The organism is Conexibacter arvalis (genome assembly GCF_014199525.1).
In the GTDB taxonomy this organism is placed as follows: Bacteria; Actinomycetota; Thermoleophilia; order Solirubrobacterales; family Solirubrobacteraceae; genus Conexibacter; species Conexibacter arvalis.
This window is the reverse complement of sequence record NZ_JACHNU010000005.1, coordinates 270,020-289,531: the sequence shown is the minus strand read 5'-3', so window position 1 is coordinate 289,531 and position 19,512 is coordinate 270,020. Positions and strand designations below refer to the sequence as shown.

General features: G+C 72.8%; 14 protein-coding genes. 3 read left to right on the top strand and 11 right to left on the bottom strand.

Translation table 11 applies throughout. The features are described 5' to 3' along the window. Positions 1-36: 36 nt before the first annotated feature. Entirely contained in the window at positions 37-2,925 is a 2,889-nt protein-coding gene (uvrA, locus tag BDZ31_RS17880; RefSeq protein WP_183343717.1) for an excinuclease ABC subunit UvrA, read from the bottom strand. Positions 2,926-3,093: 168 nt separating this feature from the next. On the opposite strand from uvrA, the gene BDZ31_RS17875 reads away from it, so the two are divergent. Together BDZ31_RS17875 and BDZ31_RS17870 are read left to right on the top strand one after the other, a co-directional pair. After that, positions 3,094-3,735: an MBL fold metallo-hydrolase gene (locus tag BDZ31_RS17875; RefSeq protein WP_183343716.1), complete on the top strand. Its 642-nt coding sequence runs from the start codon at positions 3,094-3,096 to the stop codon at positions 3,733-3,735. Between the two features lie 354 nt (positions 3,736-4,089). Then, positions 4,090-5,031: an alpha/beta hydrolase gene (locus BDZ31_RS17870; protein WP_183343715.1), complete on the top strand. Its 942-nt coding sequence runs from the start codon at positions 4,090-4,092 to the stop codon at positions 5,029-5,031. An 18-nt stretch (positions 5,032-5,049) separates the two neighbouring features. Here BDZ31_RS17870 and BDZ31_RS17865 read toward each other — a convergent pair whose 3' ends face one another. From BDZ31_RS17865 to rpsA, 6 genes are all read right to left on the bottom strand, one after another. Next, the gene (locus BDZ31_RS17865; RefSeq protein ID WP_183343714.1) at positions 5,050-5,946 is read right to left on the bottom strand and encodes a DivIVA domain-containing protein; all 897 of its coding nucleotides are present in this window, start codon (positions 5,944-5,946) and stop codon (positions 5,050-5,052) included. 97 nt (positions 5,947-6,043) lie between these two features. Beyond that, positions 6,044-6,895: an A/G-specific adenine glycosylase gene (locus BDZ31_RS17860; RefSeq protein WP_343075622.1), complete on the bottom strand. Its 852-nt coding sequence runs from the start codon at positions 6,893-6,895 to the stop codon at positions 6,044-6,046. A gap of 106 nt (positions 6,896-7,001) precedes the next feature. Next, positions 7,002-9,038 carry an excinuclease ABC subunit UvrB gene (gene uvrB, locus BDZ31_RS17855; protein ID WP_183343712.1) on the bottom strand — a complete coding sequence of 679 codons (2,037 nt, stop codon included), beginning with the start codon at positions 9,036-9,038 and terminating at the stop codon, positions 7,002-7,004. Positions 9,039-9,113: 75 nt separating this feature from the next. After that, the gene (locus tag BDZ31_RS17850; RefSeq protein ID WP_183343711.1) at positions 9,114-9,758 is read right to left on the bottom strand and encodes a lytic transglycosylase domain-containing protein; all 645 of its coding nucleotides are present in this window, start codon (positions 9,756-9,758) and stop codon (positions 9,114-9,116) included. Continuing rightward, on the bottom strand, positions 9,755-10,324 hold the full coding sequence (coaE, locus tag BDZ31_RS17845) for a dephospho-CoA kinase (RefSeq protein ID WP_221243162.1): 570 nt from the start codon (positions 10,322-10,324) through the stop codon (positions 9,755-9,757). Before coaE ends, BDZ31_RS17850 begins: the two co-directional genes overlap by 4 nt. Before the next feature lie 37 nt (positions 10,325-10,361). Beyond that, on the bottom strand, positions 10,362-11,747 hold the full coding sequence (gene rpsA / locus BDZ31_RS17840) for a 30S ribosomal protein S1 (protein WP_246345400.1): 1,386 nt from the start codon (positions 11,745-11,747) through the stop codon (positions 10,362-10,364). Positions 11,748-11,867: 120 nt separating this feature from the next. Here rpsA and BDZ31_RS17835 point away from each other — a divergent pair, with 120 nt between their 5' ends. Next, positions 11,868-13,016, top strand: coding sequence for an NAD(P)/FAD-dependent oxidoreductase (locus BDZ31_RS17835; protein WP_183343710.1), 1,149 nt, complete (start codon positions 11,868-11,870; stop codon positions 13,014-13,016). Positions 13,017-13,135: 119 nt separating this feature from the next. Here the strand turns inward: BDZ31_RS17835 and BDZ31_RS17830 are convergent, their stop codons facing one another. The 4 genes from BDZ31_RS17830 to polA all read right to left on the bottom strand — a co-directional run bounded on the left by BDZ31_RS17830 (position 13,136) and on the right by polA (position 19,479). Next, complete coding sequence (locus BDZ31_RS17830) at positions 13,136-13,444, bottom strand: hypothetical protein (RefSeq protein WP_183343709.1); 309 nt, start codon at positions 13,442-13,444, stop codon at positions 13,136-13,138. A 310-nt stretch (positions 13,445-13,754) separates the two neighbouring features. After that, complete coding sequence (locus BDZ31_RS17825; protein WP_183343708.1) at positions 13,755-15,458, bottom strand: carboxyl transferase domain-containing protein; 1,704 nt, start codon at positions 15,456-15,458, stop codon at positions 13,755-13,757. A gap of 212 nt (positions 15,459-15,670) precedes the next feature. Then, a complete protein-coding gene (locus BDZ31_RS17820) occupies positions 15,671-16,873 on the bottom strand; it encodes an AI-2E family transporter (protein WP_183343707.1) in 1,203 nt (400 codons plus the stop codon). Continuing rightward, entirely contained in the window at positions 16,870-19,479 is a 2,610-nt protein-coding gene (gene polA / locus BDZ31_RS17815; RefSeq protein WP_183343706.1) for a DNA polymerase I, read from the bottom strand. The genes BDZ31_RS17820 and polA overlap by 4 nt, the downstream gene beginning before the upstream one ends. Between the last annotated feature and the right edge of the window lie 33 nt (positions 19,480-19,512).

Sequence of the window (19,512 nt, the reverse complement as noted above, 5' to 3'; positions counted from 1 at the left end):
GCTGGACGCTATCGGGACGATCTGACGATGCCGCGGCTATGCCGCCGCCGCGACCTTGCGCCGGCGTCTCGGCGTTCTTCTGGCCGCGGAGACCGCGCTCGGCAGGGCGAGGATGTCGCGCAGGAAGTCGCCGGTGATCGATCCGGGGGTCTCGACGATCTCCTCCGGCGTGCCGGCGCCGAGCAGCCTGCCGCCCTCGTCGCCGCCCTCCGGGCCCATGTCGATCAGCTGGTCGGCGGTCTTGATCACGTCGAGGTTGTGCTCGATCACGACGACCGAGTTGCCCTGGTCGACGAGCCGCTGCAGCACCTCCAGCAGCCGCTGGATGTCGGCGAAGTGGAGGCCGGTCGTCGGCTCGTCGAGGATGTAGAGCGTTCTGCCGGTCGCGACCTTCGCCAGCTCTGCGGCGAGCTTGACGCGCTGCGCCTCGCCGCCTGAGAGCGTCGTCGCCGGCTGGCCGAGGCGCATGTAGTCGAGCCCGACGTCGTGGAGCGTCTGGATGCGGCGGCGGATCTTCGGGATGTGCTCGAAGAACTCGAGCGCCTCCTCGATCGGCATCTCCAGCACGTCGGCGATCGTCTTGCCCTTGAAGCGGACCTCGAGCGTCTCGCGGTTGTAGCGCTTGCCGTGGCACTGCTCGCACGGGACGTAGACGTCCGGCAGGAAGTGCATCTCGATCTTGATCTGGCCGTCGCCCCTGCAGACCTCGCAGCGGCCGCCCTTGACGTTGAAGGAGAAGCGGCCGGCCTTGTACCCGCGCGCCCTCGCCTCCGGCGTCTTGGAGAAGAGGTCGCGCACCTGGTCGAAGAGGCCGATGTACGTCGCCGGGTTGGAGCGCGGCGTGCGGCCGATCGGCGACTGGTCGACGGCGATGATCTTGTCGAGCTGGTCGAGCCCGGTGATCCGCTTGTGCGCGCCGGGCCGCTGCTTGGCGCGGTGCAGCCTGTTCGCGACCGCCTTGTAGAGGATCTCGTTGACGAGCGTCGACTTGCCCGAGCCCGAGACGCCGGTGACCGCGGCGAAGGTCCCGAGCGGGAACCTGACCGTCACGTCTTTGAGGTTGTGCTGCGTCGCGCCCTCGATCGTGACGTGGCCGCTCGGTCTGCGGCGTCTCGCCGGCACCTCGATCCGGCGCGCGCCGGAGAGGAACTGGCCGGTCGCCGAGTCCGGAACCTGCTCGACCTCGGCCGCGGTGCCCTGCGCGACCACGTGCCCGCCGTGCTCGCCGGCGCCGGGGCCCATGTCGATCAGGTGGTCGGCGGCGCGCATCGTGCCCTCGTCGTGCTCGACGACGAGCACGGTGTTGCCGAGGTCGCGCAGCCGCTTCAGCGTGGTGATCAGCTTCTCGTTGTCGCGCTGGTGGAGGCCGATCGACGGCTCGTCGAGGATGTAGAGGACGCCGACGAGCGACGACCCGATCTGCGTCGCGAGCCGGATCCGCTGCGCCTCGCCGCCCGAGAGCGTAGAGGCGGCGCGATCCATCGACAGGTAGCCGACGCCGACGTTCTCGAGGAAGGCGAGCCGCTCCTCGATCTCGCGCAGGATCAGCCGCGCGATCAGCCGCTGCTGGTCGCTCAGCTCGAGGTCGCGGATCCACGCCAGCGCGCGGCGGGCCGGCATGTTCGTGTACTCGTGGATCGCGACGCCGCCGACGAGGACCGCCCTCGCCTCCGGCCGCAGCCGCGCGCCCTTGCACTCCGGGCACGGCACGACCGACATGTACTCCTCGATTCTCTCCCGCGCCCACTCGGAGTCGGTCTCGCGGTAGCGGCGCTCGAGGTTGGGGACGATCCCCTCGAAGCTGGTCGTGTACGAGCGCGTGCGGCCGAAGCGGTTCCTGTACTGGATGTGGACGCGCTCGCCGTTGGTGCCGTAGAGGAAGAACTCCTGCGCCTCTCTGCCGAGCTCCTCCCACGGCGTGTCGAGGTCGACGCCGTAGCGCTCGGAGATCGACTGCGTCAGCTGCTCGTAGTAGTTGGATGCGCTCGCCGACCACGGCGCGATCGCGCCCTCGCCGATCGACAGCGACGGGTCGGGGACGACCAGCTCGGGGTCGATCTCCATCTGCGAGCCGAGGCCGGTGCAGCGCGGGCAGGCGCCGTGCGGGGCGTTGAAGGAGAACAGCCGCGGCTCCAGCTCCGGGAAGGAGATGCCGCATTCGAGGCAGGCGAACTTCTCCGAGAAGGTGCGGACCTCGCCGGCGTCGACCAGCTCGATCTCGACGATCCCGTCGGCGAGCGCGACCGCCGTCTCGATCGAGTCGGCGAGCCGCTTGCGCAGCTCCGACTTCATCACGAGCCGGTCGACGACGACCGAGATGTCGTGTCTGTACTTCTTGTCGAGCCTTATCTCCTCGTCGAGCCGCCGCAGCTCGCCGTCGATCTTCACGCGCGTGAAGCCCTCCGCGCGCAGCTCCTCGAGCTGTCTGCCGTACTCGCCCTTGCGGCCGCGCACGATTGGCGCCAGCACCATGAAGCGGGTGCCGTCCTCGAGCGCCATCACCTGGTCGATGATCTGCTCGGCCGACTGGCCGGCGATCGCTCTGCCGCATCTGGGGCAGTGCGGCTGCCCGACGCGCGCCCACAGCAGGCGCAGGTAGTCGTAGATCTCCGTGACCGTGCCGACCGTCGAGCGCGGGTTGCGCGAGGTCGTCTTCTGGTCGATCGAGATCGCCGGCGACAGGCCCTCGATCGAGTCGACGTCGGGCTTGTCCATCTGCCCGAGGAACTGGCGCGCGTACGCCGACAGCGACTCGACGTACCGTCGCTGCCCCTCGGCGTAGATCGTGTCGAATGCGAGGCTGGACTTGCCGGACCCGGAGAGGCCGGTGATCACCACGAGCGCGTTGCGCGGCATCGCGAGGGTGACGTCCTTGAGGTTGTGCTCCCGGGCTCCGGAGACGACGAGCTGATCGGATGGCGGCATGGGTCACCCACTATAGAAGGGCGAACGGACGTTCGACCGTCGGCCCGCCAGAGCGCGACGCCCGCGCGCGCCGACGCGCTGTCGACGCCGCGCCCACGCCCGGCCCGCATCCCTGGCTGGCCGGCCAACCTGCGCACGGAACCGCCGGCCGGCACTACCGTTCCGGCGATGCACCAGCTCGCAGACGGCGTATGGCAGCTGCGCGGCTTCCCGCGCGACAACATCAACGTCTACCTCGTCGGGGACGTGCTGATCGACGCCGGCACGGCGCTCGACCGCAGGCGGATCCTGAAGCAGCTCAGCGGACGCGCGGTCCGGGCGCACGCGCTCACGCACGCCCACTTCGACCACTACGGCTCCAGCCACGCGGTCTGCACGACGCTCGGGATCCCGATGTGGTGCGGGGAGCGGGACGTCGAGGCGGTCGAGGCCGGGAAGATGGTCGGCGGGCCCGGCAACCGGATGGTGCCGGCCGGCAGGGCCCACCCGATCGACAGAGCGCTGCGCGAGGGCGACGAGGTCGCCGGCTTCGCCGTGCTCGACACGCCCGGCCACTCGCCCGGCCACCTCTCCTACTGGCGCGAGTCCGACCGCGTGCTGCTGTGCGGGGACGTGATGTGGGGCTACAACCCGTTCATGCTGCGCGGATCGGTGCGGGAGCCGTACCCGCTCGCCAGCCCGGACCCCGTCGAGAACCGTCGGTCGGCGCGCCGGCTGGCGGAGCTGAGGCCGTCGCTCGTGCTGTTCGGCCACGGCCCGCCGCTGCGCGATCCGTCCCGCTTCGCCGAGGCGGTCGCGAAGCTGTCCTGAGAGCGCCGCCGCGGCCGGGACGGGGACGCCGTCCCGGCCGCAGGGCGAGGCCCCGGCGCCCGCAGCGGGGGCGAAGGGGGCGCCGGGGCCGTACGCCCGGCCGGGCATCGGGGGCTGACCCGGCCGGACGTGCCGTCTCGCGATGGGATCTCCGCGAGACGACGGTGCGTTGGCACGCACCCCTGCATCCCGACGTCGCGGCGGCGCTGCACTCTCCCCCCCTCTTGATTCGGGAGCGCCCGCGAGAAGCCGTCGCGGCAGCTGCGCGAGGCCGAGCGGGAGGCGCGGTCCGCGCACCGCCATCCGTCCACGAGGGGCGGCGTCGCGCCGGTCGCGACGGTAACGTGGCGATCGATGGACCGGAGCGAGGTCACATTCGACTCGTGGGGCGATCGCTGTGCCGCCTGGCTCTACCGGCCCGCCCCCGAGCAGGCCGCCGCCGATCCGCGCGGCCTCCCGTGCGTCGTGATGGCGCACGGCTTCGCGGGCGTCCGCGAGGCGCGGCTCGACGCCTTCGCCGAGCGCTTCGCCGGCGCCGGGTTCGCCGTCCTGCTGTTCGACTACCGCGGCTTCGGCGCCAGCGAGGGAAGCCCGCGGCAACTGCTGTCGATCCCGAGACAGCTCGCCGACTGGGCGGCCGCGCTGGCGTACGCCCGCACGCTCGACGGGGTCGACCGCGAGCGGATCGCCGCGTGGGGCACCTCCTTCTCCGGCGGGCACGTCGTCACGACCGCCGCACGCGACCTCGGGCTCGCGGCCGCGATCGCGCAGGCGCCGTTCGCCGACGGCCTCCACCAGGCGCTGGCGCTGCCGCTCCCGCACGCGCTGCGGCTGACCGCCGCCGCGCTGCGCGACGAGACCGGCGCGCTCGTCGGCGCCCCGCCGCGGATGGTCGCGGCCGTCGGCCCGCCCGGCTCGCGCGCGGTGATGAACTCGCCCGACGCTGAGCCCGGCTACCGCGCGATCGTCCCCGTCGGCTCGCCGTGGCGCAACGAGGTCGCGGCGCGGATCTGCCTGCGGCTGACCGCCTACCGGCCCGTCCGTCGCGCAGCGCAGGTGCGCTGCCCGCTGCTCGTCGTCGTCTGCGACGACGACGTCGTCACGCCGCCGGCCGCCGCGCTGAAGGTCGCGCGCGCCGCTCCGCGCGGCGAGCTGGTCCGCTACGCCGGCGCCGGCCACTTCGACATCTACGTCGGCGACTTGTTCGAGCGCGCCGCCGCCGACCAGATCGCCTTCCTCACCCAGCACCTGCTGGCCGCGCCGGCCGCCGGGCCGGTGCCGGCGGCCGTGCCGTAGCGCGCCGTCAGCGCCCGCTCAGCCGCCGACGGAGGCGTAGACCTCGTCGAGCAGCGCGGCGCGGTCGGCGAGGTCGAAGTGCTCGGCGAGGTAGCGGTCGGTCTCCTCGCGCGGGGTGCCGCTGAGCGCCATGTCGAGCGCGACGAGGCGGGCGCTCTCGTCGTTGGCACCGGCGGACTCCGCTTCGGGCAGCGCGGCAGAGGCGGCCTCCGGCGCCGCCGGGGCGGGAGCCTCGGCGTCGATCGCGTCGGGCGCGGGCGTGCCGGCGGCCGGCGGCGCCGGCGCGTCGGGATCGGGCACGAGCCGGTCGGGGTCGCCGGCGGCGCTGCCGTTCCGGCTCGGCGCCTCGGGGTCCTCGACCGCGACCCGGCCGGCAGCGGCGGTCGGCGCCGTTGGAGCGGCGATGTCGGAGGAGTCGAGCTCGAAGCGCGGGCGGCCGGCGGTCGAGGCGAGCTCGCCAAGGTTGCCCTCCAGCAGCTGGAGGTCGGCGTGGACGCGATGGGCGCCGGTCCGGAGCGTGTCGAGCAGCGTGTTCAGCTCGCCCTGCATCGCGTCGACGCGCTGCAGCAGCGCCGAGGTCGCCTCCGCGACTCTGCCGACGTAGTCGTGCGCGTGGTGGTTGGCCTCGTCGCGTGTGCGCGTCGCCTCGGCGTTCGCGTCGTCGCGGATCTCGCGCGCCTCGTGCTCGGCCTGGCGGGTGATCTCCGACGCGCTCGCCTCCGCGGCCGAGATGATCGCGCGGACCTGCTCGCTCGCCGCCGACGCGACCGTCTCGCTCCGCTGACGGGCGGAGCGCTTGAGCGTGTCGACCTCGTCGGCGAGCTCGCGCAGATGGGCGTCGACCGCCTCGGGGTCGTAGCCGCGACGACCGATGGGGAAGTCCTTCTTCTCGATGCTCTGGCGGTCGAGGGCCACGCAGGTCTACCTCCGTCGGGGTGGGAAGGGCGAGGCCCGAAGGGTACCGAGCGGGGCAGCCGTCCAGCGCGGTGCTGGGCGGCCTCGCGCGCCATTCCTACGGCAGCCGCAGCAGCGCGCCGTCGCGGACGAGGAGGCCGTCGCGCTCGAGGCCGGCGAGCGCCCGCTCGACGCGCTCGGCGGCGATCCCGTCGGGCAGCCGCTCGCCGAGCGCGGCGGCAGCCGCCGGGCCGGCGACGAGCGCGGCGACGACGCGGCCGCGGACGTAGCGGTCGGTCTCCTCGAAGCGGACCGGCGGGCGCGCGGCCGCCGCGCCGCCCGGGCGCCGGGTCGGCGCGACCGGCAGCGGACGGCCGCGCGAGCTGCACGGCGCGACGGGACAGGCGTCGCAGGCGGCGGCGCGGGCGGTGCAGATCGTCGCGCCGAGCTCCATCATCGCCTGGTTCCAGTCGGCCGCGCGGCCGGGCGGAAGCAGCTCCGCCGCGCGTGCTGCCAGCTCGCGCGGCCTGCGCTGGCGGCCGTCGAGGCGCTCGATCACCCGCTTGACGTTCGTGTCGACCGCGGCGACCTGCTCGCCGAACGCGAACGAGGCGACGGCCGCGGCCGTGTACGGGCCGATCCCGGGCAGCGCGCGCAGGCCTTCGGCGTCGGGCGGCCAGCCGTCGGCGGCGACGGCGCGAGCGCACGCCTGCAGCGCGAGCGCGCGGCGGTTGTAGCCGAGCCCGCTCCACAGCCGCAGCACCTCCGAGGTCGGCGCGTCGCCGAGCGCCAGCTCGTCGGGGAAGCGCTCGAGGAACGCCTCGTAGTACGGGACGACGCGGGCGACCTGCGTCTGCTGGAGCATCACCTCCGAGACGAGGATCCGGTACGGATCGCGGGTCCGCCGCCACGGCAGGTCGCGGCGCACCGCGCCGTACCAGGAGAGGATCGCGTCGCGGTCGACCGGCACGGCGGGGACGGTAGCGGGCGCCCCGGCGCGCGGCGGTCTGGCGGCGTCGGACGCCACGCGCGGGCGCCCGTCGCTCCGGGCGGCCGCGCGCGGCGCCGCGCCCGCCTCAGCCGGCCGGCGCCGCCGGCGCCTTCTTCTGCTCGGCGACGGCGATGTCGAAGTCGCGCCGCAGCGACTTGATCTCGTCGCGCAGCTTCGCCGCGTACTCGAACCGCAGCTCCTCGGCGGCGGCGAGCATCTCCTCTTCCAGCTCGACGATCATCTTCTCCAGCTCGGCCGGCGACGCCTGTCTGCCGGCGTCGATCTTCGCCCGCCGTCTGCGGCCCTTCGGCACCTTCGACTCGGCCTGCAGGAACTCGGCGATGTCGGAGATGCCCTTGACGATCGACTCCGGCGTGATGCCGTTCGCTCTGTTGTACGCGAGCTGGATCGCGCGGCGGCGATCGGTCTCCTCCAGCGCCGCGCGCATCGCCGCCGTCTCCTTGTCGGCGTACATCAGGACGGTGCCGTCGACGTTGCGGGCGGCGCGGCCGATCGTCTGGATCAGCGAGGTCTCGCCGCGCAGGAACCCTTCCTTGTCGGCGTCGAGGATCGCGACGAGCGAGACCTCGGGCAGGTCGAGCCCCTCGCGCAGGAGGTTGACGCCGACGAGCACGTCGTAGTCGCCGAGTCGCAGCTCGCGGATGATCTGGATCCGCTCGATCGTGTCGACCTCGGAGTGGAGGTAGCGGGTCTTGATCCCCATCTCGAGCAGGTAGCCGGTGAGGTCCTCCGCCATTCTCTTCGTCAGCGTCGTCACGAGCGTCCGCTCGTCTCGCTCGATCCGGACCTTGATCTCGTTCATCAGGTCGTCGATCTGGTTTCTCGTCTCGCGCACGTCGATGTGCGGGTCGACGATGCCGGTCGGGCGCACGATCTGCTCGACGATGCGCTCCGAATGGCTGCGCTCGTACTCGCCCGGCGTCGCCGAGACGAAGACGATTCTGGGGACGATCGAGAGGAACTCCTCGAATCTCTGCGGCCGGTTGTCGAGCGCGCTCGGCAGGCGGAAGCCGTAGTCGATGAGCGTCTGCTTGCGCGAGCGGTCGCCCTCGTACATGCCGCCGATCTGCGGCACGGTCTGGTGCGACTCGTCGATGAAGCAGACGAAGTCCTCGGGGAAGAAGTCGAGCAGGCAGTACGGCCGCTCCCCCGCTCTGCGGCCGTCGAAGATCCGCGAGTAGTTCTCGATGCCCGAGCAGAAGCCCATCTCGCGCAGCATCTCCATGTCGTACTGCGTCCGCTGGCGGAGGCGGTGCGACTCCAGCAGCTTGCCCTCTCTCTCCAGCTGCGCGCAGCGCTCGTTCAGCTCGCGGCCGATCTCGGCGACGACGTCGGCGATCTCCTCGTCGTCGACGTTGTAGTGCGACGCCGGCCAGATCGCGACGTAGTCCATGTCCTCCTCGATCAGCTCGCCGGTGAGCGGGTCGAAGTGCTGGACCTCCTCGATCTCGTCGCCGAACAGCGTCGCGCGGTAGGCGGTCTCCGCGTACGCCGGGAAGACCTCGAGCGTCTCGCCGCGGACGCGGAAGTTGCCGCGCTGGAGGATCGTGTCGTTGCGCGTGTACTGGATCGAGACGAGCTTGCGCAGCACCTCGTCGCGGTCGACCATCTCCCCCTTTCTGAGGATCACCATCTTGCGGTCGTACTTCTCGGGCGAGCCGAGGCCGTAGATGCAGGAGACCGACGCGACGACGATCACGTCTCTGCGCGCGAACAGCCCGGCGGTCGCCGAGTGGCGCAGGCGCTCGATCTCGGCGTTGATCGCCGAGTCCTTCTCGATGTACAGGTCCCGGCTCGGGACGTACGCCTCCGGCTGGTAGTAGTCGTAGTAGGAGACGAAGTACTCGACCGCGTTGTCGGGGAAGTACGTGCGGAACTCGTTGCAGAGCTGCGCCGCGAGCGTCTTGTTGTGCGCGATCACGAGCGCCGGCCGCTGGACGGCCTCGATCGTCGCCGCCATCGTCATCGTCTTGCCGGTGCCGGTCGCCCCGAGCAGCGTCATGTACGGCTCGCCGGCCTCGATCCCCTCGGCCAGCGAGGCGATCGCCTTCGGCTGGTCGGCGGTCGGCGCGTAGGTGGAGTCGAGGCGGAAGGGCGGCATGGTTCGACGATAGCGCGCCCGCCGGACGAACACACGTTCGCCCGCGACACGGTCGCTCGCACGCGCCAGACCGGCCTAGCGGAGTCCCAGCTCCCCCGGGTAGGCCGCCGCGTAGTCGGCTCTCGCCTCGCGGACGCGGTCGACGTAGGCGCGCGTCTCCGGGAAGGGGATGTGGTCCTCGGTGAAGCGCTCGCCGCGCGCGGCGGCCTCGTCGATCCACTGCTCGACGTTGCCGATCCCGCCGTTGTAGGCGGCCAGCGCGACCATCTCGTCGCCGTCGAAGTGATCGAGCAGCCAGCGCAGGTACCAGCTGCCGTAGGCGATGTTGACCGCCGGCGTCGAGAGGTCCGCGATCGTGAAGGCGGTGCCGCCGGACTTCTCAGCGATGAACTGCGCCGTCTCCGGCATCAGCTGCATCAGGCCGAGCGCGCCGGCCGGCGAGGTCTGGTCGACGAACTTCGACTCGGCGTAGATGACGCCCGCGATCAGCGCCGCGTCGAGGTTCTTCGCGGCCGCCTGCCTGCGGATCTCGGCCTCGTGGTCGAGCGGCAGGGCGAGATCGCGCACGGCGCCTCTGAACAGCGGCGCGACGAGCGCCACGAGCAGCGTCAGCGCGCCCATTCCGGCGACCGCCAGGAAGGCGCGCCGGCGCCGTTGCGCGGCGCGGCGACGAGCGGCGGCGCGACGACGCGCCGCCGGTGCCTGTGCGGCGGGGCTCATCCCCTCAGCTTGGCAAGGACCTCCGACAGCTTCGCCTGGAGGTCGTCGATCGAGCCGTCGTTGACGACGACGTGGGTCGCGCGCGCGGCCTTCTCCTCCTGCGACAGCTGACGCGAGGTCCGCTCGGCGACCGCCGCGTGGCCGCGGGCGCCGGCGCGCTCGGCGCGCAGCTCCTCGGGCGCGACGATCGCGAGCGTCGCGTCGAAGCCCGCCTCCATGCCCGCCTCGAACAGCAGCGGGACCTCGTTGACGGCGGCCGGCGGCGGCGGGTCCATCGCCAGCACCTGCTCGCGCCACTGCGCGATCCGCGCGCCGACGCGCGGCCACAGCATCCCCTCCAGCCACGCCCGCTCCTCGGGCGAGGCGAAGGCGCGGGCGGCGACGGCGGCGCGGTCGACGACGCCGCCCGGCGCCACCTCCTCGCCCCAGCGCGCGACGACGAGGTCGCGCACCTCAGGCGAGGCGTACAGCTCGTGCACGACCGCGTCGGACGAGATCACGGCGGCGCCGAGGCGCCGAAGCGCCTCGAGCGCCGTGGACTTCCCGGCGGCGATGCCGCCGGTCAGTCCGACGAATGGGACGTGCGAGCGGGCGATCGGCCCGTTACGCCTGCGAGTCGGCGTCGTCGGCCGGCGCGGCCTCCTCGGCGGCGGCCGGAGCCTCCTCCTCGACCGCGGCCTGCTCGGCGGCGGCCTCGGCGGCCTGGACCTCGGCGACGGCCTCGGGCGAGGTCGGCGACTCGGCGCCGCCCTCGGCGAAGACGTCCTCCGAGAGGCCGAGCTCGGGCACGTTGTCGTAGCCCTCGCCGGCGGCTCCGCCCTCGGCCGGCGCGGCCGGGGCCTCGCCCTCCGGACGGCGCAGCGGCAGGACCTGGCCCTCGACGCGCTTGATCGACAGCGACAGACGGCGGCGCTCGGAGTCGATCTCGAGGATCTTGACCTTCACCTCGTCGCCCGGCTGGATGATCTCGCGCGGGTTCTCGACGTGGTGCTGGGCCAGCTCCGAGATGTGGACGAGGCCCTCGACGCCGTCGAGGATCTCGACGAAGGCGCCGAACGTGACGACCTTCGTCACTCTGCCTTCGAGCTCGTCACCGACGTTGTAGGTGTCGACGACGCGCTGCCACGGATCCTCCTGGGTCTGCTTCAGACCGAGGGAGATGCGCTGGCGGTCGCGGTCGATGTCGAGCACCTTGACGCTGACGGTGTCGCCGATCGAGAGGATCTCGCTCGGGTGGTTGACGTGCGACCACGACAGCTCGGAGATGTGGATCAGGCCGTCGATGCCGTCGAGGTCGACGAAGGCGCCGAAGTCGACGATGTTGGAGATCGTGCCCTCGACGATCATGCCCGGCTGCAGGCGGTCGAGGATCCGCTCCCGGTCCTCCCTACGCTGCTCCTCCAGCACCGCGCGGCGCGAGAGGACGACGTTGTTGCGCGAGCGGTTGAGCTCGATCACTCTGCACTCGATCGTCTGACCGAGGTACTCGTCGAGGTGCGGGACGCGGCGGATGTCGACCAGCGACGCCGGCAGGAAGCCGCGCACGCCGAGGTCGATGATGAGACCGCCCTTGACGACCTCGATGACGGTTCCGTCGACCGGCTCGCCCGACTCGGCGGCCGCCTCGATGCGGCGCCACGCCTTCTCGAAGCGCGCGCGCTTCTTGGAGAGGATCAGACGTCCGTCCTGGTCCTCCTTGGTCAGGACGAGCGCGTCGACCTCCTCGCCCATCTCGACTTCGTCCTTCGGGTCGACCGACTTGCGGATCGACAGCTCGTTGGACGGGATGACGCCCTCGGACTTGTAGCCGATGTCGACGAGGACCTCGTCCTTGTCGATGCGCACGACGTGACCGGTGACGACGTCGCCCTCGTCGAACGGCGTGAGCGTCGCGTCGTAGTTCGGGACGATCTGGCCGTCGATCTCGAGCAGGAGACCGTCGGAGCCCTCCACGATCTTGGCGGTGGGCTGAAGGTCGGTAGTGGACATAGGGGAACCGGTAGGGGACAAAATGGTCAGCCGAGAGAGGGTACCGGAGTCGATCAAGCGCCGAAGGTCAGCCCGACTGTGCGGAGCCGCGGCGCAGCGGGGCCGTAGAATCACGCGCCTATGCCGATTCGTGCAACGAAGCGCGGCGCGGAGCGCACCCCTCTCTCCCGCGATGCCGACGTCCTGATCTGCGGCGCGAGCTTCGCCGGCCTCGCCGTCGCCCGCGAGCTGGCCGGTGCCGGCGCGCGCGTGCTGATGATCGACCGCTACGAGGTCGGCGAGCGCCAGACCTCCGCGTGCGCGGCGCCGACCGAGTGGCTGCGCAACCTCGGCCTGATGGGCTCCTTCCGCCAGGAGTTCGGCACGCTCGTCATCAACACCCCCCACGCGACGGTCGACTACCGCCTGCCGTGGACCTTCTCGACCTTCGACTACCCCGAGCTGTGCGCGCTGCTGCAGGAGCAGGGCGACGCCGACTTCGAGATCGCCAAGGTCGACGGGCGCACCGGCAACACCGTCCACACCGACCGCGGCGACCTGACCGCCCCGCTGATCGTCGACGCGCTCGGCTGGCGGCGGATCCTTGGCGCCGGCGAGAACATCCAGCCGCCGGACGCGCTGCTGTCGCGCGGGCTGGAGGTCCACCCGAGAGGCGCCGGCGACAGGTTCCAGATCTGGATCGACCGCTCCTACGTCCCGGCCGGCTACGGCTGGAGCTTCCCGGCGCGCGACGAGGTGCGGATCGGGATCGGCTCGTTCGACCCGCGCTTCCACGTCAAGGATCCGACGCTGAAGCTGACGGCCGACCTGAGCCAGTCGCCCGACGGCTTCCAGGGCAACTGGATCCCGCACGCGCTGCGCCCGGCGACCGACGACGGCGTCTTCATGGTCGGCGACTCGGCCGGCCATTGCCTGCCGCTGACGGCCGAGGGCATCCGCACCGCCTTCTACTTCGGCCTCGCCTGCGGCCGCGAGCTGCGCGACGTCGTCGAGGGGAAGCAGACGCGCGAGCAGGCGCTCGGCCGCTACCACGCCTTCAGCGCCGGTCACAGATTCGCGTTCGACTCGATGCTCAAGGTCCAGCGCCTGATCCCGAGAGTGCCGCCGAAGGCGCTCGCGCCGGCGCTGCGGGCTATGGGCACGAAGAAGTTCGTCGACTGGTCGTTCGGCCACTACCTGAAGATCGCCCACCCCGACTACGCGCTCGGCGGCCCACACGGGCGGTCGTTCGCCGTCGCGGGCGCCGCGCCGGTCCGCGCGGCGGCGTAGGCGGCTGCGGGCCGGGGCGGCGGCGCGGGCGGCCGCAGGCCGAGGCGGCGGCGCGGGCGGCCGTCGTGCGGCGCGGCGGCGGTCCGAGCGGTGGCGTAGGGCGCGCCCTGCGCCGCAGCTCAGAAGCCGCGGCGCTCGCGCTCGCTCCGCAGCAGCGGATCGCGGGCGCGGCGGCGGGCGTCGAGGAGGGCGTGGACGACCCACAGCGCCGACAACCCGACCACCACGCCGGTGACGACCCCGACCTCGGCCGAGCCGAAGGCGCCGAGCGCGAGGAAGAAGACGTAGGCGACGATCACGCCCGCGGCAAGCGCCCAGAACGCGCTCGCCAGCCCGCGCCCGGTCGCGGCGAGGTGCGGATGCCGCTCCCCCGCGACGCCGTCCCCGTGCATGCGCGGGTGCCCGCCCGCCACGTGCCGACGCGCCATCGCGTCTCCTCTCCTCTCCGCTGCCACTTCGCGCCGTTTGTCGCTTACCCGGTGCATCGGCGGTCCACACGACGCCGGTCAGGCTCCTGCCGCTGCGAGCGGCGCGAGCGAGCGGCGGCGCGGGACGAGCGCGGGCGGCAGCAGGGACGAGCGGCGGCAAGCACAAGTGGCGGCAGGGACGAGCCGGCGGCACGGAGGAGCGGCGGCAAGCACAAGTGGCGGCAGGGACGAGCCGGCGGCACGGAGGAGCGGCGGCAAGCACAAGTGGCGGCAGGGACGAGCGGCGGCGGGCCGCAGCGCGATGCTCGGCTTACTGGGCGGGGGCGCCGAGGGCGCGCCAGCGGGCGTGGCGGGCGGCGAGGCGCTCGGCCGGATCGCGGGCGGCGAGCGTCTCCAGCTCGGCGGCGGCGACGGCGGCGAGGCGCTCGAGGAACGGGCCGGGCCGCTCGTGGGCCGGCTCGGGCTCGGGCACGACGACGTCGGCGATCCCCTCGCGGACCAGCTGCCAGGAGGCGCCGCCCTGCGCCGCGGCCAGCTCGGGACCGTGGTCGAGGTCGCGGTGGAGGATCGCCGAGGCGCCCTCGGGCGCGATCACCCCGAGCGACGCGTGCTCGGCGCAGACGACGCGGTCGGCGACCAGCAGCGCGAGCGCCCCGCCGCTGCCACCCTCGCCGACCAGCAGCGCGAGCGTCGGGACCGGCAGCGCCGCCAGCTCCGCCAGGCAGGCGGCGATCTCCCCCGCGAGGCCGCCGTGCTCGGCGGCCTCGCTCAGCTCCGCGCCCGGCGTGTCGACGATCGTCACCAGCGGCAGGCGCAGCTCGGCCGCCAGCGCCATCCCGCGCCGCGCCTTGCGGTAGCCGGCCGGGCCGAGCGCCGGCGGCCTCCCGTCGGCGCGGCGGCGCTGCGCGACCACCACGACCGGCCGCCCCGCGAACCGCGCCAGCGCCAGCAGGCATCCGGGATCGTCGGGATGGCCAGCGCGGTCGCCGCGCAGCTCGGTCACGTCCGCGGCGTGCGCCCTCAGCAGCTCCCCCGCCCCCGGCCGCCGCAGGTCGCGCGCATGCCCCAGCGACGCCCACGCATCCCGCCGGCCCCGCACCTCCATCCCGTCCGCCGACGGACCTTTGTCATCCAATGCCGGCTCAGCATGCACTGGATGACAAAGGTCCCGCCCGGCGGCGGTCGGCTCAGGCGGGGCGGTCGGCTCAGGCGGGGCGGTTGGCGCAGGCGGGGCGGTTGGCGCAGGCGGAGCGGTTGGCGCAGGCGGGGCGGTTGGCGCAGGCGGGACGGTTGGCGCGGCCGGGGCGTCCGGCGGCGCCGCGACCGCCAGCACCCGCGCGACCGCTGCGCGCAGCTCGTCGGCCGGGACGACGGCGTCGAGCAGGCCGTGGGCGAGCAGGGTCTCGGCGCGCTGGACGCCGTCGGGGAGCGGCGCGCCGGACAGCAGCTCGACGACGCGCGGGCCGGCGAAGCCGAGCAGGGCGCCCGGGAGCGCGAACGCGACCGTGCCGAGCGAGCCCCACGAGGCGAGCACCCCGCCGGTCGTCGGGTCGGTCAGGCAGACGACGTACGGCAGGCCGGCGTCGCGGAGCGCGCGGGCGGCGGCGGCGAGCTTCGCCATCTGCACGAGCGCGAGCGTGCCCTCCTGCATCCGCGAGCCGCCCGACGCCGGCAGCGCCACCAGCGGCAGGCGCTCGGCGGCCGCCCGCTCGAAGGCGCGCGCGATCCGCTCGCCGGTCGCGACGCCGATCGAGCCGCCGAGGAAGCCGAACTCGGCGGCGACCAGGACGACCGGGCGGCCGGCGATCGTCGCGCGGCCGGTCAGGACCGACTCGCGCAGGCCGGTCCGCACCTCCGCCTCGGCGAGCCGCTCGCGATACGGCCGCACGTCGGCGAACGACAGCGGATCGCCCGAGACGACCTCGTCGTCCCAGACCTCGATCGACCCCTCGTCGACCACCAGCGCGGCACGCTCCCACGCGCTCGCCACGCCCCTCGCTGCGCGACCGCTCATCGCCCCGATCGTAGGAGGTCGCGCCGGCGAGCAGACCCGCTTGGAGGAGACGCTCCCGGCGGACCCGGGCGCGGCGCGGCGACGGACGAGCGCGCCCGATCCGGCGAGCAGACCCGCTTGGAGGAAGACGCGCCCGCCGGCCCGGCGCGCGGCCCGGCGCCGGACGAGCGCGCCCGGCCCGGCGAGCAGACCCGCTTGGCGAGGCCGGCCGCTCAGGCCGCCGGCGGCAGGTCGAGCTTCGCCGGCGGCTCGCCGCCCGGCGGATCGGGCGGCTCGGGCCTGTCGACGCCGGGCGGCAGCTCGACGCCCGACGCTCTGCGGTAGTCGAGCCACTCTCGCAGCGCGATCTGGATCGAGGCGGCGACCGGGATCGCGAGCAGCGCGCCCACGATGCCGAACAGCGTCGCCCCGAAGAGGACCGAGACGAGCACGGCGAATGCGTGGATCTCGACCGCCCGTCTCTGGATCTGCGGCTGGATCATCGTGTTCTCGACCTGCTGGTAGACGATCGCCCAGATCGCCCAGACGATCGTCGCGACGGGGAAGTCGTGGAAGATCGTCACGATCCCGACGAGCACGGCGGCGATCGTCGCGCCGACGAGCGGCACGAGGTCGAACAGCGCGACCAGCACCGCCAGCGGCGCCGCGAACGGCACGCCGAGGATCGTCAGGACGAGGAAGGTCGTGACGCCGGCGATCGTCGCCTGCAGCATCGCCCCGCCGACGTAGTTGCCGACCGCGATGCCGATCCGGTCGACCGCCCGTCTGATCCGCGGCGCGTGCTCCGGTCTGGCGAAGCCGATCGCGCGGTCGACCCATCTTCGCCCGCTGGCGACCATGAAGATGCTGAGGATCAGGATGTTGAACGCCGCAAACAGCGAGCCGACGATCGTCCCGCCGACGTTCGACAGCGTCCCGGCGGCGTCGTCGAGGTGCGACGGCAGCTCCTCGGCCCGCTCTCTGAGCTTGTCGACGATGTTGTACTCGCGGTCGAGGTCCTTCAGCCGCTCGTTGTCGTTGACCCATCTCTGCAGGTCCTGGACGTAGCCGGGCACGTCGTTGGCGAGGTTGGTCGCCTCGCGCACGAGCGGCGGCACGACGATCGCCGCCACCCCGATCGGGATCAGCACCAGGCCGAGGTAGGCGAGCAGGATCGCGATCCCGCGCGGCAGCTTCCGGCTCATCAGGTTGACCGGCCCCGACAGCGCGACCGCGATGAAGGTCGCGATCACCATCCAGCTGATCGGCTTGCGCAGCAGCCACAGCAGGTAGAGCACGCCGACCACGACCAGCACGACCAGGACGGTGCGCACGATCGTGCGCACGCCGAGGTCGAAGCCGGTCGGCGGCTGGGCAGGCGGAGGTGGCGGGGGCGGTGGTGCGGGGTCGGGAAGGATCGGCGGCGTGCCGCTCACTTCGCGTCCAGCCAGTTGGGCCCGATGCCCGCGTCGACGACGAGCGGCGGGTCGAGCTCGAGCGCGTCGACCATCTGCGGGACGACGAGGTCGCGCGCCCGCTCGGCCTCCTCGGCCGGCCCCTCGAACAGCAGCTCGTCGTGGATCTGCAGGATCAGCCTCGTCTGCAGCCCCGACGCTCTCAGCGCGTGGTCGGCGTTGACCATCGCCAGCTTGATGACATCGGCCGCCGTGCCCTGGATGACGGTGTTGACCGCGAGCCGCTCGCCGAGCTGGCGCATCTGGAAGTTGCGCGCGCGCAGCTCGGGGATCTGGCGGCGGCGGCCCATCAGCGTCGTCACGTAGCCCTGGTCGGTCGCCTGCTCGATCGTGTCGGCGATGAACTGCTTCACGGCCGGGAACCCGTCGAGGTAGCGGTCGATGAACTCCTGCGCCTCCTCGCGCGGGATCTGCAGGCGGTCGGCGAGGCCGTAGGCGGAGAGGCCGTAGACGATCCCGTAGTTGACCATCTTCGCCTTCGAGCGCGAGCCGGCGTCGAGCTGCTCGGGGTCGACGCCAAGGATCGCGGCTGCGGTTGCGGTGTGGACGTCCTCGCCACGGCGGAAGATCTCCTTCAGCACCTCCTCGCCGGCGATGTGCGCGAGCACGCGCAGCTCGACCTGCGAGTAGTCGGCGGAGATCAGCACGTTGCCCGGCTCGGCGACGAAGCATGCACGGATCTCACGCCCGAGCGACGTGCGGATCGGGATGTTCTGCAGGTTCGGATTGGTCGACGAGAGCCGGCCGGTCGCGGCGACGACCTGGCTGAAGGTCGTGTGGATGCGGTCGCGCGCGTCGGTCAGCTCCGGCAGCGCGGCGAGATAGGTCGACTCGAGCTTCGTGAGCTCGCGCCAGCGCTCGATCTTCTCGATCACCGGGTGCTCGTGGCGGATCGCCTGCAGGACGCGGGCGTCGGTCGAGTAGCCGGTCTTGCCGCGTCTCTTTCTCGACAGGCCGAGCTTCTCGAACAGCACCTGGCCGAGCTGCTGCGGCGAGCCGATCATGAACTCCTCGCCGGTCAGCGAGAAGATCTCCTGCTCCAGCTCGCGCACCTCGTCCTGGACGCGCGTGCGGATCGTCGCCAGCAGCGTCTTGTCGAGCTTCAGGCCGGCGACCTCCATCTGCCGCAGCACCCGCACGAGCGGCAGCTCGACCTGCTCGAACAGCTCGACCAGCTCCCGCTCCTCCAGCTGCGGCCGCTGGGCGGCGGCGAGCGCGTGGACGCGCAGCGCGTCGGCCGCGGCCGCGTCCTCGACGTCGGCGCCGATCCCGCGCTCCTCGGTCAGCTCGTCGAGCGGGTAGGCGCGCCGCGCGGGGTCGAGCAGATAGGCGGCGATCAGGGTGTCGTGCGCGAGCCGCTCCGGGACGGCCTGCAGCGCCTTCGCGTCGTGGGCGATCGCCGGCCGGTCGCCGAGCGCCTCCGCGAGCGAGTCCGGACCGGCGCCGTCGGCGCCGCAGTCGCCGGCGAGCGCCTCCTCCCCGCCGGCGTAGGCGCCGAACCGCCACGCCTCGCTCTCGCCGAAGAGGGCGTCGTCGGGCTTCTCCGGCGCCCGCGCCGCGAGCGCCACCTCGGCGCCGGCCGGCGCCAGCGCGGCGACCTCCGCGGGGGTCGCGCCGTCGCGCACCTTCGCCGTCAGCGTCCGCTCGGAGGCCGGCCGCGGCGCGGCGGCGTCGCCTTCGCCGAGGACCTCCTCCAGCCGCCGCAGCGGGTCGCGCAGCTCGAACTCGCGGAAGGTCTCGCGCAGTCTCGAGCGGTCGGGCTCGGCGCCGGCGATCGCTGCGAGGTCGATCTCGACCGGAAGGTCGCGCCGCATCGTCGCGAGCTGCTTGGAGATGCGCGCGTCCTCGGCGTGGGCGATCAGGTTCTCGCGCCGTCTTCTCGCTCTGATCGCCCCGGCGTTCTCCAGCACCCCCTCGAGGTTCCCGTACTCCTGCAGCAGCTGGGCGGCGGTCTTGTCGCCGATCCCGGGGACGCCCGGGATGTTGTCGGAGGTGTCGCCCTTCAGGCCGATGAAGTCGGGCACCAGCTCCGGCGGGATGCCGTAGCGGTCGATCACGCCCTGGCGGTCGTACGTTCTCGTCTCCGTGATCCCCCGCGCCGTCGCCATGATCTCGACGCCGTCGTCGACCAGCTGGAACGAGTCGCGGTCGCCGGTGACGATCTTGACCGGGATCCGCTTCGCCTTCGCCTGCTCGGCGAGCGTCGCGATCACGTCGTCGGCCTCGTAGCCCTCCAGCGAGACGTTCGTGTAGCCGAAGCTCTCGACCAGCGGCTCCAGGTGCGGCCACTGCTGCTTGAACAGGTCCGGGCGCGAGGAGCGCTGCGCCTTGTAGTCGGAGTAGACCTCCCTGCGGCCGGAGTGGCCGCGGTCCCAGGCGACGATCGTCGCTCTCGGGCCGTACTCGGTCAGGATCTTGACCAGCATCGAGGCGAAGCCGAAGATCGCGTTGGTCGGGAAGCCGGTCGAGGTCGCGATCGACTCGGGGAGCGCGAAGAAGGCGCGGTACGCGAGCGAGTTCCCGTCGATCAGGAACAGCTCGTCGTGCGTGTCGGAGGTGCTGGCCATCGGCCATGGAAGAGTAGGGACCTTGGCGGCGTG